The sequence below is a fragment of the Lentilitoribacter sp. JB5-8 genome, from assembly GCF_055693385.1.
This window is the reverse complement of sequence record NZ_CM146332.1, coordinates 3075670-3090907: the sequence shown is the minus strand read 5'-3', so window position 1 is coordinate 3090907 and position 15238 is coordinate 3075670. Positions and strand designations below refer to the sequence as shown.

Sequence of the window (15238 nt, the reverse complement as noted above, 5' to 3'; positions counted from 1 at the left end):
TAGATGTCTGAGGTTTATCCGAAATTTGTGAATTCAGTTGAGTTGACGGTTAGCAATCAACCGCACCCTTATCATGATGAAAATGCTGATATTGCTCTACAAGTTTGGCAGGATGAAGTTGCGCGCAAACCTTCGTTATTTAATGGCAAAGTGATGCTTGAAAGTGCAATGTCATATCAGGACGATCGACTTGAAGGTGTAAGTCATCTGATCCCATACTCAACTTTTTTGCATTGGTTGAAAAACCCGGAAGGAATGGGCAGTCATTTATTTGCGCTTGGCTTAATTGTCTCTAACGATGGGTTTCCGATTGTTGGTATGATGGCAGAGCATACTTATAATTCAGGTAGATGTTATGCGCCGTCTGGCTCTTTGGATATGGATGACATCGTCAATGGCAAGGTTGATTTAATTGCAAATGTGCAGCGTGAATTGGGTGAGGAAACAGGTTTAGATATTGCAAATGCTGATGTTGAACCTGGCTTTCATATGTTCAACATAAATCGAAACTGGACCGCTGTAACAAGATGTCATTTTGATCTTTCTGCAAACGAAATTTGTGCGCAGATCAATGAATTTATCGCTCACGACAAAGAAGCTGAATTGTCACATGTTTTCGCGATCAAGGAAAAACATCAATACGGTGAGGCAATTACTGATTACATGATTGAAATACTGGATTGGCATTTCGATCAGATGTGAGATAAATAGGTGGGCTTAACTGATTTATTCTTAAAACAAATTTTGGAATTCCGCGTGCTTGCTTTGACCTTCACAAAAATTCAATTCCGCAATACGGCACATAACCTTGTTTTGGTTATGATTGCGTCACTGCTGCTTGTCTTTTCTAGTTTCGCGCAGCAAACAGATGAACTGACACGTGATGAGGTTCAGATTGAACGCTTTGAAAACCAAACCAACAGTCTGGAAAACAGGTTTGATCAGAATAAAGACAATGAAGAAACGCTGATCGATATAAGAGCGGATGCAAATGCTTTGCTTATTGAAGTACAAGACAGCTTGGATCAATTTAAATTGTCCGTTGCCGATGATCATGCGAAATTAACAGCTTTAGGTGATCCCCCGGCGGATGGGACTGAAGCGCAAGCGGTGACATTAGAACGACAAGCACTAACTGAGAGCAGCGCACTGCTTACTGTCTATGTTGGACGGTTGGAAAAGTTAGCTTCCAGACTGGATGAACTTGTATTTGATGTTGGGATTACACGTCGCAATCTATTTACCAGCGCTTTGTTTGAGCGTGTTGAAATCGGAGGGATTTCTGCATTTGAAATCCATAGTATGTTCCGGGAAGAGATGTCCAAGTTTTGGGTAAAAACCGAAGCTTGGTTAGCGTTTGTATGGGAATTTAAACGAAGTGCGCTTTTCTCTTCGCTAGCGTTTTCGGGACTTGCGGGCCTGCTGATCTATTTCGGTGGCTATCGGATATTTGGCCGATTTATTTTGGGGCGCAACGAAGTGGAAGAGGGCGGAATTGGCGCGCGTCTAACATCAGCTTTTTGGTCTGCGGCCATCCCAACTTTAACCGCTGCCGCCGTTGGTGCCAGCACATACCTTCTTCTTTTAGATTTCGGCGTATTGCGCATCGATTTTGCCGCCTTGTTCGCAAGACTGATACAATCGGGTGTTGCGTTAGTTCTCGTTTTAACCCTGGCTTTGGTAATACTTTCGCCATGGGATTCGGCAAGCCGATTGGTCAATTTAACAAATCGCGGTGCAAAATGGCTGTTTTTTCTTGTTGGAATTTTGTTTGCAATTCGCACAATTTCTTATGTGGGGGTTGGCATTCGCGAAATATTGGATCTTCCGTTGCAAAACAGTGTTGCCCAAGCTTTCTTTGAAACGATTGCGGTTGCGGCTGTGCTTATTATTGTATCGCGGTTGGAGCCCATTGCACCTGAAGGCAAACTCGATAGCAATACAGGAATTTCGGCAAGGAGCTGGATAAAAACGACCACTTTATTAGCTGGTGTCGCTCTCATATTGATCAGCCTTGTTGGCTATGTTGCATTAGCATCCTTTATTGCTTCGCAAATCGTTGTGACAGGTGCGTTATTAATAGTCATCTATTTTGGTTTGCTATCGGCAAAGTCAGTTATGGTTGAGGGTGCGTTTGCTGCCTCTCCGTTGGGTGTAAAACTTTCCAAATCAGTGCAACTTTCTGAGCAAAGTGCTAACCGTCTTGGGCTGTTGTTTGGTATTTTGATCTACCTGATCATTCTTGGGCTTGGATTGTCCTTTATCCTTCTGCAATGGGGTTTTGCCTCTGAAGAAGTCATATCGGGCGCATTGGCTATATTCACGCAGTTGCAAATTGGCGGCATAAATATTTCACTTTTGAATATCGCCATCGGGCTGTTGCTATTTGGGGTCGGTTATTTTGCTACCCGTCATTTTCAGCAGTGGCTTGATCGTAATGTTTTGGTGCGGGGGAAGATTGAACTTGGGGTTCGCAACTCGATCCGCAAAGTCATTGGATATTTTGGTATTGCACTTGCTGCGATGATCGCCATTTCAGCTGCCGGATTTGATTTATCAAATCTTGCTTTGGTTGCTGGTGCATTGTCTTTGGGTATCGGTTTTGGTTTGCAAACAATTGTCTCCAATTTCGTTTCAGGCCTGATCTTGCTGGCTGAGCGACCATTTAAAGCTGGCGATTGGGTGGAGACCACGAGCGTGCAGGGTATTGTCAAAGAAATTTCCGTTCGGGCGACTGAAATTGAAACCTTTTCCCGGAAGTCTGTTATTGTACCGAATTCTGAGCTGGTCAATGCCGCTGTTGGCAACTGGACGCATAGGAATCCAATTGGTCGAGTGGAGGTGATGGTTGGTGTTTCCTACGATAACAGCCCGCAACGCATCATCGATCTATTGATTGAAATTGCAGACCAGAATCCGAATGTTTTAAAAACACCTGAGCCAAGCGTTGAATTTGCCGACTTTGGCGCTTCATCACTTGATTTTGTGATCAGAGCATTCCTCGCTGATATTGGTAATGGTCTAACCGTTCGCAATGAATTACGAATTGCAATTTTCGAGCGCTTTAAGGAAGAAAATATCGAAATTCCGTACCCGCATCGCGAAGTATTTGTTCGCAATGCCGGCGGATTATCCGAATAATCAATCTTATCGATCAACACGTTCTTGTTGAGGAGACTTATGGTAAGTCTCACGATAACATTTTGAAAAGTGCGATGCAGAGATAAAACCACAAGCAATTGCGACTTCAACAATTGGCAGACTTGATTGCATTAAAAGATGCCGCGCTCTATCAAGCCGTATTTCCAAATAATACCGCGCTGGTGGGCGTCCCATTTCAGTTCTAAATAAACGCTCAATCTGGCGACGCGATAAGCCAACTTTTTTCGCTATATCAGCCAGCGATAGTGGCTCACTTAAATTTGCCTCCATAAATTCAATAACCGATAGAACCTTGGAATTTTGCACACCCAGCCGCGCTCTAAGTGGGAGGCGTTGCCGATCCTTGGGGCTACGCACACGGTCTGTAATGGCACCTTGGCAAACGCGGGCTACGATTTCATCATTATGATGATCACCAATGAGTGATAACATCATATCAAGAGAGGCGGTGCCGCCTGCGCATGTATGCAGATTTCCATCAACTTCATAAAGATCTGCGCATGCGTCGATTTCTGGGAAGGTTTCGCTAAAACCTGCTAGATTTTCCCAGTGTATGGCGCAACTTTTACCAGTCAAAATTCCAGCTTTAGCTAGGATGTAGGCACCTGTGCACATCCCTCCAACCGCGACACCACGATTAAATGTTTCTCTCACCCAGGCGAGCATAGACTTGTCATTGTATTTCTCAACATTTTCACCTGAACAGATGAACATCATATCCGGCCGCTGCTCACCCAGGAGCGCGCGACGTTCTTCGCTTAAAGAAGTGTCAGCGTTTATAACAACGCCGTTCGATGCTGTTACAGCTTCGCCATCAAGACTTGCTAATCGCCAAGTATAATATTCGCGACCGACCATTCGATTGGCAATTCGCAATGGTTCGATGGCCATGCTAAATGCGATCATTGAGAATTCTTCAACCAAAAAGAAGACGTAATTTTTTGTTTCGGCCTGCAAGCAAAATCCTCCTGTATTCGTGTCACACGGATGTCGCAAACTGAATTATCTTAGGTTGACTTTACTCTGAAAATTATAAAATTCCAGCGAATATTTTCCATTGATTATAGAAAAGATAATGAAATTTAATCATTTTTTCGAATAGCGATAAATTATATAAAACACATAAAAAACAGTGCCTTACGCGCCTAAAACTAACTTTTGGTGGCACGGGTGTGATAATTCATTACTTGCAATTTTAATTTAATTGTCTCATTTATTTTACACGCAATTAATTCTTTTCAAGATCGTTACCCGCCATAGGCACCCAAGATCGCAGGAGGAAGCACCGATTGCGAGCAGGGTGCAATCGTTTTTGTTGCTCTGTTTTGATTGGCCGTCATAAGGAGATCTAGCTATGGCTACCGGTACAGTTAAGTGGTTCAATGCAACAAAGGGATACGGTTTTATTGCCCCTGATGAAGGTGGTGCTGATGTATTCGTACACATTTCAGCCGTTCAAGCAGCAGGCTTGACTGAGTTGCAAGACAACCAGAAAATTTCATATGAAATTGAAGAAGGTCGAAATGGAAGATCAGCTGCAGGTTCCTTGCAGCTTTTGTAATCTTAACCTGACTTTTTAAGCCCAACGGTTTTTACTGGGCCGTTGGGTTTTTAACGTGCACGTCTTCGACCGCCTCTGCGGCGCGGGGATGTGGGCGCTGATGCGTTTTCTTCTTTATCTGTTGTTTGAGAACGTTCAGGGAGCTTAACGATTTCTCCAAGCTTGGGGAATGGGTCAATCTTGTTTGGAAATGCCATTGCATTGACAAAGTGACCTTGGAAATCAGGCTCGAGGGCAGTTTCGATCTTTTCGATATTTTGAACAGCTTGTTCAATTTCTCTGCGATGATCGCGATTAAGCAAGGCCATGCGGGCACCTGTACCGGCCGCATTGCCAACTGCTTTTACGTGATCGATGTCGCAATCTGGCACAAGACCCAACACCATGGCGTATTTTGGATCGATAAATGAACCAAATGCGCCAGCCAGACCGATTTTATCAACCGATGTGATGTTTTGTTTATCCATTAACAGTTTTATCCCAGCATAAAGTGCCGCTTTTGCTAACTGAATGGCCCGAACATCATTTTGTGTAACAACAATCTTGGGTTCGCCGTCTTTGATAAGATAGGAGAAAGTGCGTCCATCGGAAAATACACGATTTGACTTTGCAGCAAGATCTCCATTGATCACGCCATCTTCTGTGATAATGCCGGAGAGATACATTTCAGCAATGATTTCGATTATCCCGGAGCCACAAATACCTGTAATTCCAGTTTCTTTTGCCGCTTCTTCAAAACCATCTTCATCAGACCATAGTTCTGTTCCAATAATTCGATAGCGCGGCTCAAGTGTTTCAGGATCAATTCTGATGCGTTCTATGGCGCCTGGTGCAGCACGTTGCCCGCAAGATGTTTCAGCACCTTCAAATGCAGGGCCAGTTGGAGATGATGCTGCAACAGTGCGCTTTTGATTGCCTAACACAATCTCAGCATTCGTGCCGACATCGATCATCAACATCATATCATCTTGGCGATGTGGTCCTTCGGTTAGCGTTGCAGCTGCCGCGTCAGCTCCTACATGCCCTGCAATACAGGGCAACATATAGGTGCGAGCACCTTTATTGAGATTAATGCCAATTTCGCTGGCTTTAACGTCGACCGCACCTGATACTGCAAGTGCAAATGGCGCGCCACCTAGCTCTGTTGGATCGATACCAAGGAAAAGATGGTGCATCACCGGATTGCCGACAAATACACTGTCTAAGATATCATTGCGATCAATTCCGCTTTCATCGCAAACATTCTGGATGAGCGTGTTGAGTGCTTCGCGCACAGCCTCAGTCATGGCTTCACGGCCGTCTGGGTTCATCATCACATATGAGACACGGCTCATAAGATCCTCACCAAAGCGGATCTGAGGGTTTGATGTTCCTGATGAGGCTAAGGTTGAACCTGACAATAAAGATGAAAGGTGAAGCGCTATTGTTGTCGAACCAATATCGCAAGCAATGCCATAGGCTTCATTTTTTAGCCCAGGATACAGCGCAATCAAATGCGCGCTTTGTGTAGCCTTATCGTGATGGATGGCTGCAGTGACAGCCCATTTGCCTTTGCGCAGGATAGATTGTGCGGATGCTAAAATATGGGTGTCGATGACGATATTTGATAAATCCCAATCTTTTTCAAGCGCAGTCAGAAGTCTATCGATGTCACCAAGCGGTTTATGCATGTCAGGTTCTTCAACCTCGACGTAACACATTTGGATAGCTGGATTTCGTTCAATAACACGGGTGTCTGCATCTTTACGAACAACTTGCGCATTGATGATATTATCCTGCGGAATATCAACAACCAGATCACCTAAAATAAGTGCCGAACATGAAAGGCGGCGACCTTCTTTTAAATCCCGTTTTTCTGCGTAGCGCACTTCTTTTGCACCAAGTTCAGAAATACTGTCCGCTGTGGACGTAATACCGTGTTTTGCAAATTGACCAAACTGGGTATCTATCTGGCACCGACCGCAAATACCGCGTCCACCGCACACACTTTCAACATAAACGCCCAATTGGCGCGCTGCATCCAAAACAGGTGTGCCGCTTGGGAAGCGTCCACGTTTACCCGATGGCATGAATAAAACGAGATGATCAGTCATTATGGCTTTCGCTAAATTAGATGCGGGTTGTGCATGATTGACAACAGTTATCAAATTGAAACTGTTGTCAATATTGAGTGCTAATTAAGCTGATGTTCGTGCAGCGCGACCACCGCGACGACGTCCACCCGTTGCTGCTGGTGCAACATCTGCCGCTGGCGCACCAGGTGCTGCTGGCTTATGATCACGGTAATTCATGATCCAGTTTTGGCAGTTTGCATCTGTGCCATTTAGCACGTTTGCACCATGGACAGCTTCCATTTCTTGCGGGCGACATGGGTTCATAATGGCAGACGTCATGCCAGCGCCGATCACCATAGGGATAAAGGCTGCATTGATACCGTGACGATGTGGCAAGCCAAATGAGATGTTTGACAAGCCGCATGTAGTGTTGACTTTCAGTTCTTCGCGCAAACGACGCACAAGTTTAAAGACCTGATCACCAGCTGTTCCCATGGCGCCAATTGGCATTACGAGTGGATCCACTACAATATCTTCTGGTTTAATACCAAAATCAGCGGCGCGTTCGACGATCTTTTTGGCGACTTCAAAGCGCACATTTGGATCCTCGGAAATACCTGTTTCATCGTTTGAAATCGCAACGACTGGTACATCGTATTTTTTAATCAGTGGTAGGATGGCTTCAAGTTTTTCCTCTTCACCCGTTACTGAGTTAACCAGCGGACGACCTTTAGCAACTTGCAGGCCTGCTTCAATCGCTGCGGTCACGGAGCTATCAATTGAAAGCGGAACATCAACAAGTTCTTGCACCATTTCTAGTGTTTTTACGAGCAGAGGCGGTTCAGTCTCGTTTGGGTCAACAGCTGTGACGCCTGCATTCACATCCAGCATTGTTGCACCAGCAGCTACTTGCGCTAGCGCATCGGCTTTGACAGTGTCAAAGTTGCCGGCAACCATTTCTGCTGCAAGTTTTTTACGTCCTGTTGGATTAATGCGCTCGCCAATCACGCAAAATGGTTGGTCGAAACCGATGATGATTTCTTTCGTTGCAGAGGCCACAATTGTGCGTGTCATGAATCTAATTCCTTCAAGTCAATCCAAAATAAATGCGCGAGGACGTGATTATCCGTTTACGACATTAAGATATAAAGATGTCTTTATATCCCAACTGCCGCGAGATTCAAGCCATTCTGCTGATTTTTTCAATCCACCAAAAGGAAATACGTGCATTTGGTCAATAACCGGTGTCCCATCCGTACCCAGCCAATGCTGTTCTAAAGGACGCGCGACCTCTTCAGGATCAAAGCCAGTGGCTAGTGTTAGCAGTGCATTTGAACGTTTTTTCAGGAATGTCATCGAATTGCCTACGCCACACATTGCTGCGAATTTGAGCAATGTTGTGATTTTTGCAGGACCTGCAACACCAATATGGATTGGCAGGTCAACACCAGCGCTTTTAATGCCACTTGCCCAATTTATAAAGCTTTCAGCATCAAAACCGAACTGAGTTACGATTCGCAATTCAGCGCCTGACCGTTTGCTGAATTCTTGCTTTAGTCGCAATGCTTCCAACGCAACTTCATCTGAAAAATCAGGCGAACCTTCTGGGTGGCCAGCGACACCGATATTCATAATTCCGTTTGCATCGAAAAAACCTGTGCCGATGACTTCCATAGTGGAGGTGAACTCGCCATTCGGTTTATCCAAGCCGCCACCGATGATCAGCGCATCAGAAACACCAGCTTCCTGGGTCATGCGCTTCACACGTGTCTCAAGCGCCTGTTTTGTTGTTAGGCGGCGCGAAGCAAAATGTGGAACCGCACGATAGCGGGATTCGGTCACCTTTTTAGCCGCGGCAACGAGCGTGTCAGTGGTATCTGTACCGACGTCGGTGATATAGACGCGGGTGAGGGGCGGAAACTTACCAATTAGGGTGTCAGCATCCAAAACTTGTTTTGGAGATACTTCAATAGAAGCCGGTATTTTATTGCGTAACATCGATTAGCTCCTCCGTTTCCGGAATTAAAAAGCCAAGTGTCGCAAATTTCCCTATTCACGACCCTCAGACTTTACAAGCGCAACTAGGCGCTCTTTGTCATAACTCTCTTCTAAAGCCTTGGCCGCATTTTCGGCTTCCAACTCAAGATCATCAGAAACTGAAACAGGTTCTCCTTTACGCCATTCAGCGAGATAGTCTTCGCTCTCGGCAGCTCCTGTTCGCATTGCGCACATGTCAATTGCTTCAGTGAAACGCAAGGATAACTCCCTTTTAGCCGCTTTGCGACCTTTTTTGACGATAACCTGCGCCGGGATGTCTCTCCAATATACTGTAATACAATTAGCCATGGCCAATCTCCTTATCAATCAATCTGCCTCGAAATATGTGAACCCGCGTTACTTTTTGCGACGCGAAATCATACTAAAAGCGACTTCCGAATCCGTTGCGTATCAACGTGATTGGGTCGCAGGCAGGAAGGGGATATAGGAGCATTTGGCAAGATGAAACAAAAAAATTGGACCGAAGCCCAATTTTTAAATATAAATCGAAGAGAATTGACAGCTAAGTTGTTTGTTTTTTTAAGTTCAAAGGTTCTTAAACGATGTGAAAAAACAAATAGATAGCGCCAACAACAACGGATCCTGCAAGTATCAAGGAAGCAAGTCCTAAAATTGCTCCGATACCTAAAAATAAACCGTCTCTTTTTGTGTATGCGGCAGCTAAAAATGCAATTGCAAATGCTGGTGGCCAATTTCCCATCGGAATAGGGATTGTTACAACGATTGCAAGGATCAAAGTAAAGAAGCCAAATAGCTTGTCGCAAATGAACTGATTGACCGGCCAAAGTCGCGGTTTGACCAATGCCTCACCTTTTTTAAGGTGCGGATTTATCTTGGCAATCATGTTTTGAAAACTCTCGCGGCTTAAGCTGTAATTTGCGAGTTTTTTAGGTAACCAAACCTTTGAATGTCCAGCCATGATTTGAAATGCGATAATGATGAGCGGAATGCCTAGAATTGCTGAGGATCCTGGCGGTAATGGCACCAAATTAGGGATGCAGAAGACTAGCAAAAATGCACCGAATGATCGGTCTCCAAGCGCTGCGCAAATCTCACTCACACTCACCTTTTCTCCGGCTTTATCCGCTAATCCCTGAAGGACTTGGGAAAGCTCGCCCGAAGAGTTTGTTACTGGAATTTCCGCCTTTTTTGTTTTTACGCCTGTCAACGCCACATCCATAAATTTCGCCTCATTATATTTTTTTATATTTGGCTTATATGACCATGAAATGACTAAGAAACTGGTTATTTGGGATGGTAAATTATTAGTTTAAGGCGTGGATCTTAAAATCTACGTGAATCTTTTATTAAAATGCCGCTTTTTAGCGTTGTCTTTATTGAGCTGGTTAGTTTTGCGCAGCATCAACCAAAGACGTCGTCAAATCACCATAGCCGGTGAAACGATATTCATATTCTAGCCCCAAAAATTCAGCGGCACGTTTTGCATCTTCTTGCAGTTTAGGATCTTCTGTTTGTGCAAGATAAATGAGCTTAGTGTAGCGATGAAACATCATCTCAATCAGCTCAGGATGCTTGTCCAATTTATAGGGTTTGGTGATAAAGGTATCAAACTGTCGAGCGAGGAAATCAGTGAGGAAAAAGGATGTCATGTCGTCATCCCATTTTTTCTGGAATAGATCATTTCCAGCAAAGAATGAATAGCAGTGAGGTCCTTGAATTCGTTCGACATTTTCCTCATCGCACACAATATCAAGTAAGCCGCCAGTACCGCAATCAGCATAGGCAACATAAATCTGTTCAAAGCCTTCTTCGCGTGCAGATTTGATAGCTTCTTTTACGCCTGGTGCAATTTTCTCAGGATGATTGTGCCAAATTGCGGGCAGGCATTTCACGTCCAGCTGTGTGAGCGCGTTAAGCTCATTCACAGCTAAGATTTCGCGTGCCAAAGCACCGCACGCGATAACGCGGATTGGTTTTGTTGTAGCGTGATCATTCATACGATCACCTCTTATAGCAGGTTGGTTTAGCCAGCTGCTGCAGAATTGTGCTTACGGGCCATGATTTCTTTTGCTGTTTCAACAGCAACAGCTGCATCACGGCAATAAGCATCAGCACCAACGGCTTTGCCAAATTCTTCGTTGAGTGGCGCACCACCAACAATGACTGCGTAGTCATCGCGGATGCCTTTTTCCACCATCGTATCAATCACAACCTTCATATATGGCATGGTTGTGGTCAATAGCGCTGACATGCCCAAGATATCTGGCTGCTCTTTTTCAAGCGCTTCAAGATAGTCTTCCACTGGATTATTGATGCCAAGATCGACAACATCAAAGCCGGCGCCTTCCATCATCATGCCCACAAGGTTCTTACCAATGTCGTGGATGTCGCCTTTAACTGTGCCGACAACCATTTTACCAAGTTTTGGTGCACCAGTTTCAGCTAGAAGCGGACGTAACAGCCCCATTCCAGCTTTCATGGCATTCGCTGCAAGCAGCACTTCTGGCACAAACAAAATGCCGTCGCGGAAGTCTTCACCAACAATTGCCATGCCGGCAACGAGGGACTTTGTTAAAACGTCATAAGGTGCCCAGCCGCGATCTAAAAGGATCTGCGTGCCTTCGACAATTTCTTCCTTTAGACCGTCATAGAGGTCGTCATGCATTTGCAAAACGAGTTCGTCATCGGATAACTCGGATAGGATGATTTCTTCTTCATCAGACATGGTGCGAAACCTCTGTAATTGTTTAGCGAACTGCTATTTCCATCTCTTAAAGCTATTGCACAATTTTTGCAAAATATTCGTTAAAAACGACGCGATTTTTTTTGCATGCGACCGCAATGTCGTTTTGAAAGTAATTATTCTGCTTGCGCCACGATTTGCCGCTGTGGGGAGAATGATTTGTTTGTTTTTTTCGTCTTATATTGATAGATAATTTATGACGAGGAATTGCTATGTCTGAAACTGGTGAAAACTTGGGAGAAGTATCACGTCGTGCCCGTTCGCGTGGGAGCGCGCGCGGAGGTGGTGCAGCTGCTCGAAGGGCTGCTCGCGAAGGCGGCGGACCGGGTCAGTCAAACACATATATTAAACGTGCTTTACCTCCTTATGAAGTTCTAGATGAAGCCGGTCTTCAAACGATCGAAGCTAATGCTGATCGCATCTTAGAAGAGGTCGGAATTGAGTTTCGAGATGATCCCGAAGTTCTCGAGATGTGGCGCAATGCGGGGGCTAGTGTTGAAGGTGAACGCGTTCGCATGCCAAAAGGGTTGTGCCGCGAGCTATTAAAAACCGCGCCTGCAGTTTTTACCCAACATGCTAGAAACCCAGAACGATCTGTCGAAATTGGTGGTAATTCAACTGTATTTGCACCTGTTTACGGTCCTCCATTTGTCCGTGATCTGGAAGGCGAACGCCGTTATGCGACAATTGAAGATTTTCGCAATTTTGTAAAACTCGCATATTTAGCACCATCCATTCACCATTCAGGTGGAACAGTCTGCGAACCGGTCGATATTCCGGTGAATAAGCGCCATCTTGATATGGTCTATTCGCATATGCGCTATTCGGACAAACCATTTATGGGGTCAGTAACTGCGCCTGAACGTGCGCAAGATACTGTTGATATGTGCAAGATCCTCTTTGGTGAGGAATTTGTTGATCAGAATTGCGTGGTGATCAACTTGATTAATGCCAATTCGCCAATGGTATTTGATGATACAATGTTGGGTGCGCTTAAAGTTTACGCCGCTAACAATCAGGCTTGTATCGTTTCACCATTTATTTTGGCTGGTGCGATGAGCCCGGTGACTGTTGCGGGTACATTGGCACAAGTGCTGGCCGAAGTATTGGCCGGTGCTGCGGTGACACAAATGGTGCGTCCGGGTGCACCCGTGGTTTTTGGCACTTTTGCGGCTTCGATTTCAATGCAATCTGGCGCGCCAACTTTTGGAACGCCGGAACCTTCACTGATCTCATATGGTGCTGCGCAACTTGCACGTCGATTGAACCTGCCTTTCAGAACGGGTGGAAGTTTGTGTGGTTCAAAAGTTCCGGATGCGCAAGCGGCTCATGAAACGTCGAATACACTCAATACTTCATTGATGGCTGGAACCAACTTTGTTTTGCATGCCGCTGGATGGCTCGAAGGCGGATTGGTCAGCTCTTACGAGAAATTTATGATCGATGTTGATCAATTGGGCATGTTGCAACGATTTGCTGAAGGTGTGAGCTTAACGGAAAACGAACAAGCGATGGATGCGATCACTGAGGTTGGTCCGGGAAGTCATTTCTTGGGCTGCGATCACACGCAAGCCAATTTTCAGACAGCATTCTTCCGCTCAACTGTTGCTGATAATAACTCATTTGAGCAGTGGCAAGTTGAAGGTGAAAAACCTGTCCAGGTGCGGGCTAATGCGCTTTGTCGTAATTGGCTTGAAAATTACAAAGCGCCATTCCTTGATCCTGATATTGATACGAAACTTAAAAAGTTTATCGAGGATAAAAAGCAATCCATGCCCGATGCCTTTACTTGAAAGGGTCCCGTAGCTAGGGAGGCAGGCGGAAAAATTAACGTAGCAAACCAAATTCACGATAGTGTTTGGGGCACGGTTTTCCGCCGGTATAAACGTGACTAGAGATTGAGCTGGTCCTATGTCTGATCATACCGAGGATATTAATCGTGAATTATCAGCGTTTGGCCTTCGAATTCGCGGTGTAAAGGTCTTTGATGAGGTTACACCAATTGAAGGTTTAGATGCTCGTTGTGTCGCGCTTATTGGCCATGTCGGTGGCGAGAATTGGGATCATTTTGAAAATTGGTGGTCGCGCGATCGAAATAGAGAGCTAGAACATCCTCTTGATGCTTGGTCAAAAGAGATCATAAAGCCGCTTGCAAAAAAGTACGAAGGCGTAGCAGTATTTCCCTCCGATGAACCTTATTATCCGTTTCAAAATTGGGCGCTTGAATCCGAATTGCTTTCAAAATCTTTGATCAATTTGTTGATTAGCGAAGATTTCGGTACCTGGCATGGCTATCGCGGTGCGATCGCATTTGAAGAAAAGCTCGATTTTGCGTGTCGTGATAACCCGGCATTGGATCTTTGCGCGACTTGTGAAGATAACCCCTGCTTAAAAGCATGTCCGGTGGATGCGTTTAGTGGTGATGCTTTTTTATATTCAGAGTGTCAAAGTTATTTGAACACAAAAGAGGGAGAGGCGAGCTGCATGACGGATGGTTGTTCAGCGCGAAACTCTTGTCCTTATGGTCAAGACTACAAATATAAAAGCCCTCAGATGAAGTTTCACATGAGGGCTTTTCGAAAGTTCTAAAATGGTAGACTAAGCTCTAACCTCTGCGACGACCGCGGCGTTCGCGTGGTGCAGCGTCTGCACCATCATCGGCCATTTTGTTTTTCATTGGTCCAATGCGCTCAATGATTTCTTCAACGCTTGGACGTTTTTCAATGCTGTCTGAAGGTTGGTTGTGCTGATCAATGGCTTCACGAATAGCAACCAAATGCTCACATGATGTACCACAGCAACCACCAATAATTTTAGCGCCAGCATCAATGGCAAGGCGTGCATAATCAGCCATTAGTGGCGGTGTACCTGAATAATGGATCTCTGTGCCTTTAAATTCTGGTATGCCGCAATTGCCTTTTACGACAACTAATGCGTCTGGGTCAGCGGCTGTCATATCCAATAAAGAGCTTAAGATGTCAGAGGCGCCCACACCGCAGTTTGCACCAACAGCTACGGGGCCATCGCCAATATCTTTGGCAACATTGTGAATGTCTTTAGGGTGAAGGCCCATCATTGTTTTACCTGCTGTGTCGAATGAACCTGTGTAGACATAAGGCAAGCCAACTTTAACCGCAGCTTCAGCTGCTGCTCTGATTTCATCCACCGCTGACATGGTTTCAATCCAAGCGATTTCTGCACCACCGGCTTTTAGACCCTCGATCTGTTCAACAAAGGCTTCAACGGCAGCTTCATAAGATAATGCGCCAAGCGGAATTAAAAGCTCACCAGTTGGGCCAACAGAGCCAGCAACGATCACACGACGATCAACGCTTTTGGCAACTTTGCAAGCAATCTCAGCAGCTTTTTTATTCAGCTCAAAAACGCGATCTTGAGCGTGGTGAAGTTTTAAACGGTGCCGAGAGCCACCAAATGAGTTCGTTAAGATAATGTCAGAGCCAGAATCAACAAAGCCCTGATGGAGCGCTTCAATCTTTTCAGGAGAGTCTTCATTCCAGAGTTCAGGTGCATCACCTGATTCAAGACCCATTTCGAATAGGTTAGTGCCTGTTGCGCCGTCCGCCATAAGGACGCCTTTTTCGGCAATGAGATCCGTAATTGGATTGGATTGAACTGACATGAATTATACCTTGGGAAAAGACGGAGTGAATTTGATTTCAAGATATAAGCATATCTTTA

The 15238-nt window shown here is 45.2% G+C and carries 14 protein-coding genes; 5 read left to right on the top strand and 9 right to left on the bottom strand.

The features are described from left to right. The first annotated feature begins 3 nt into the window (after positions 1 to 3). A complete protein-coding gene (locus ACZ1GZ_RS15090) occupies positions 4 to 702 on the top strand; it encodes a hypothetical protein (protein WP_472665714.1) in 699 nt (232 codons plus the stop codon). A 9-nt stretch (positions 703 to 711) separates the two neighbouring features. Then, the gene (locus tag ACZ1GZ_RS15085) at positions 712 to 3141 is read left to right on the top strand and encodes a mechanosensitive ion channel family protein (protein WP_472665713.1); all 2430 of its coding nucleotides are present in this window, start codon (positions 712 to 714) and stop codon (positions 3139 to 3141) included. Positions 3142 to 3147: 6 nt separating this feature from the next. Here the strand turns inward: ACZ1GZ_RS15085 and ACZ1GZ_RS15080 are convergent, their stop codons facing one another. Next, positions 3148 to 4068: a GlxA family transcriptional regulator gene (locus tag ACZ1GZ_RS15080; protein ID WP_472668321.1), complete on the bottom strand. Its 921-nt coding sequence runs from the start codon at positions 4066 to 4068 to the stop codon at positions 3148 to 3150. Positions 4069 to 4516: 448 nt separating this feature from the next. Here ACZ1GZ_RS15080 and ACZ1GZ_RS15075 point away from each other — a divergent pair, with 448 nt between their 5' ends. Further along, on the top strand, positions 4517 to 4723 hold the full coding sequence (locus ACZ1GZ_RS15075; RefSeq protein ID WP_472665712.1) for a cold-shock protein: 207 nt from the start codon (positions 4517 to 4519) through the stop codon (positions 4721 to 4723). A gap of 50 nt (positions 4724 to 4773) precedes the next feature. Here the strand turns inward: ACZ1GZ_RS15075 and ACZ1GZ_RS15070 are convergent, their stop codons facing one another. The 7 genes from ACZ1GZ_RS15070 to ACZ1GZ_RS15040 all read right to left on the bottom strand — a co-directional run bounded on the left by ACZ1GZ_RS15070 (position 4774) and on the right by ACZ1GZ_RS15040 (position 11521). Continuing rightward, the gene (locus ACZ1GZ_RS15070) at positions 4774 to 6816 is read right to left on the bottom strand and encodes an ASKHA domain-containing protein (RefSeq protein ID WP_472665711.1); all 2043 of its coding nucleotides are present in this window, start codon (positions 6814 to 6816) and stop codon (positions 4774 to 4776) included. Positions 6817 to 6900: 84 nt separating this feature from the next. Further along, positions 6901 to 7851: a methyltetrahydrofolate cobalamin methyltransferase gene (locus tag ACZ1GZ_RS15065; protein WP_472665710.1), complete on the bottom strand. Its 951-nt coding sequence runs from the start codon at positions 7849 to 7851 to the stop codon at positions 6901 to 6903. A 48-nt stretch (positions 7852 to 7899) separates the two neighbouring features. Continuing rightward, entirely contained in the window at positions 7900 to 8775 is an 876-nt protein-coding gene (locus tag ACZ1GZ_RS15060) for a methylenetetrahydrofolate reductase (protein ID WP_472665709.1), read from the bottom strand. A gap of 51 nt (positions 8776 to 8826) precedes the next feature. Next, positions 8827 to 9123, bottom strand: coding sequence for a virulence factor (locus tag ACZ1GZ_RS15055; protein ID WP_472665708.1), 297 nt, complete (start codon positions 9121 to 9123; stop codon positions 8827 to 8829). A 247-nt stretch (positions 9124 to 9370) separates the two neighbouring features. Further along, the gene (locus tag ACZ1GZ_RS15050; RefSeq protein WP_472665707.1) at positions 9371 to 10015 is read right to left on the bottom strand and encodes an exopolysaccharide biosynthesis protein; all 645 of its coding nucleotides are present in this window, start codon (positions 10013 to 10015) and stop codon (positions 9371 to 9373) included. 166 nt (positions 10016 to 10181) lie between these two features. Next, entirely contained in the window at positions 10182 to 10793 is a 612-nt protein-coding gene (locus ACZ1GZ_RS15045) for a DUF1638 domain-containing protein (protein ID WP_472665706.1), read from the bottom strand. Positions 10794 to 10819: 26 nt separating this feature from the next. Beyond that, complete coding sequence (locus tag ACZ1GZ_RS15040) at positions 10820 to 11521, bottom strand: corrinoid protein (RefSeq protein WP_472665705.1); 702 nt, start codon at positions 11519 to 11521, stop codon at positions 10820 to 10822. A 230-nt stretch (positions 11522 to 11751) separates the two neighbouring features. Between ACZ1GZ_RS15040 and ACZ1GZ_RS15035 the strand changes: the two genes are divergently transcribed. Together ACZ1GZ_RS15035 and ACZ1GZ_RS15030 are read left to right on the top strand one after the other, a co-directional pair. Beyond that, the gene (locus ACZ1GZ_RS15035; RefSeq protein WP_472665704.1) at positions 11752 to 13332 is read left to right on the top strand and encodes a trimethylamine methyltransferase family protein; all 1581 of its coding nucleotides are present in this window, start codon (positions 11752 to 11754) and stop codon (positions 13330 to 13332) included. Between the two features lie 118 nt (positions 13333 to 13450). Next, complete coding sequence (locus tag ACZ1GZ_RS15030; protein WP_472665703.1) at positions 13451 to 14128, top strand: ferredoxin; 678 nt, start codon at positions 13451 to 13453, stop codon at positions 14126 to 14128. A 16-nt stretch (positions 14129 to 14144) separates the two neighbouring features. On the opposite strand, the gene bmt is transcribed toward ACZ1GZ_RS15030, so the two are convergent. Next, entirely contained in the window at positions 14145 to 15179 is a 1035-nt protein-coding gene (gene bmt / locus ACZ1GZ_RS15025; RefSeq protein ID WP_472665702.1) for a betaine--homocysteine S-methyltransferase, read from the bottom strand. Between the last annotated feature and the right edge of the window lie 59 nt (positions 15180 to 15238).

Coding starts and splice junctions, on each gene's coding strand:
- ACZ1GZ_RS15090 (WP_472665714.1), top strand. CDS start 4: ATGTCTGAGGTTTATCCGAAATTTGTGAATTCAGTTGAGTTGACGGTT.
- ACZ1GZ_RS15080 (WP_472668321.1), bottom strand. CDS start 4,068: ATGATCGCATTTAGCATGGCCATCGAACCATTGCGAATTGCCAATCGA.
- ACZ1GZ_RS15075 (WP_472665712.1), top strand. CDS start 4,517: ATGGCTACCGGTACAGTTAAGTGGTTCAATGCAACAAAGGGATACGGT.
- ACZ1GZ_RS15070 (WP_472665711.1), bottom strand. CDS start 6,816: ATGACTGATCATCTCGTTTTATTCATGCCATCGGGTAAACGTGGACGC.
- ACZ1GZ_RS15065 (WP_472665710.1), bottom strand. CDS start 7,851: ATGACACGCACAATTGTGGCCTCTGCAACGAAAGAAATCATCATCGGT.
- ACZ1GZ_RS15060 (WP_472665709.1), bottom strand. CDS start 8,775: ATGTTACGCAATAAAATACCGGCTTCTATTGAAGTATCTCCAAAACAA.
- ACZ1GZ_RS15055 (WP_472665708.1), bottom strand. CDS start 9,123: ATGGCTAATTGTATTACAGTATATTGGAGAGACATCCCGGCGCAGGTT.
- ACZ1GZ_RS15050 (WP_472665707.1), bottom strand. CDS start 10,015: ATGGATGTGGCGTTGACAGGCGTAAAAACAAAAAAGGCGGAAATTCCA.
- ACZ1GZ_RS15045 (WP_472665706.1), bottom strand. CDS start 10,793: ATGAATGATCACGCTACAACAAAACCAATCCGCGTTATCGCGTGCGGT.
- ACZ1GZ_RS15040 (WP_472665705.1), bottom strand. CDS start 11,521: ATGTCTGATGAAGAAGAAATCATCCTATCCGAGTTATCCGATGACGAA.
- ACZ1GZ_RS15035 (WP_472665704.1), top strand. CDS start 11,752: ATGTCTGAAACTGGTGAAAACTTGGGAGAAGTATCACGTCGTGCCCGT.
- ACZ1GZ_RS15030 (WP_472665703.1), top strand. CDS start 13,451: ATGTCTGATCATACCGAGGATATTAATCGTGAATTATCAGCGTTTGGC.
- bmt (WP_472665702.1), bottom strand. CDS start 15,179: ATGTCAGTTCAATCCAATCCAATTACGGATCTCATTGCCGAAAAAGGC.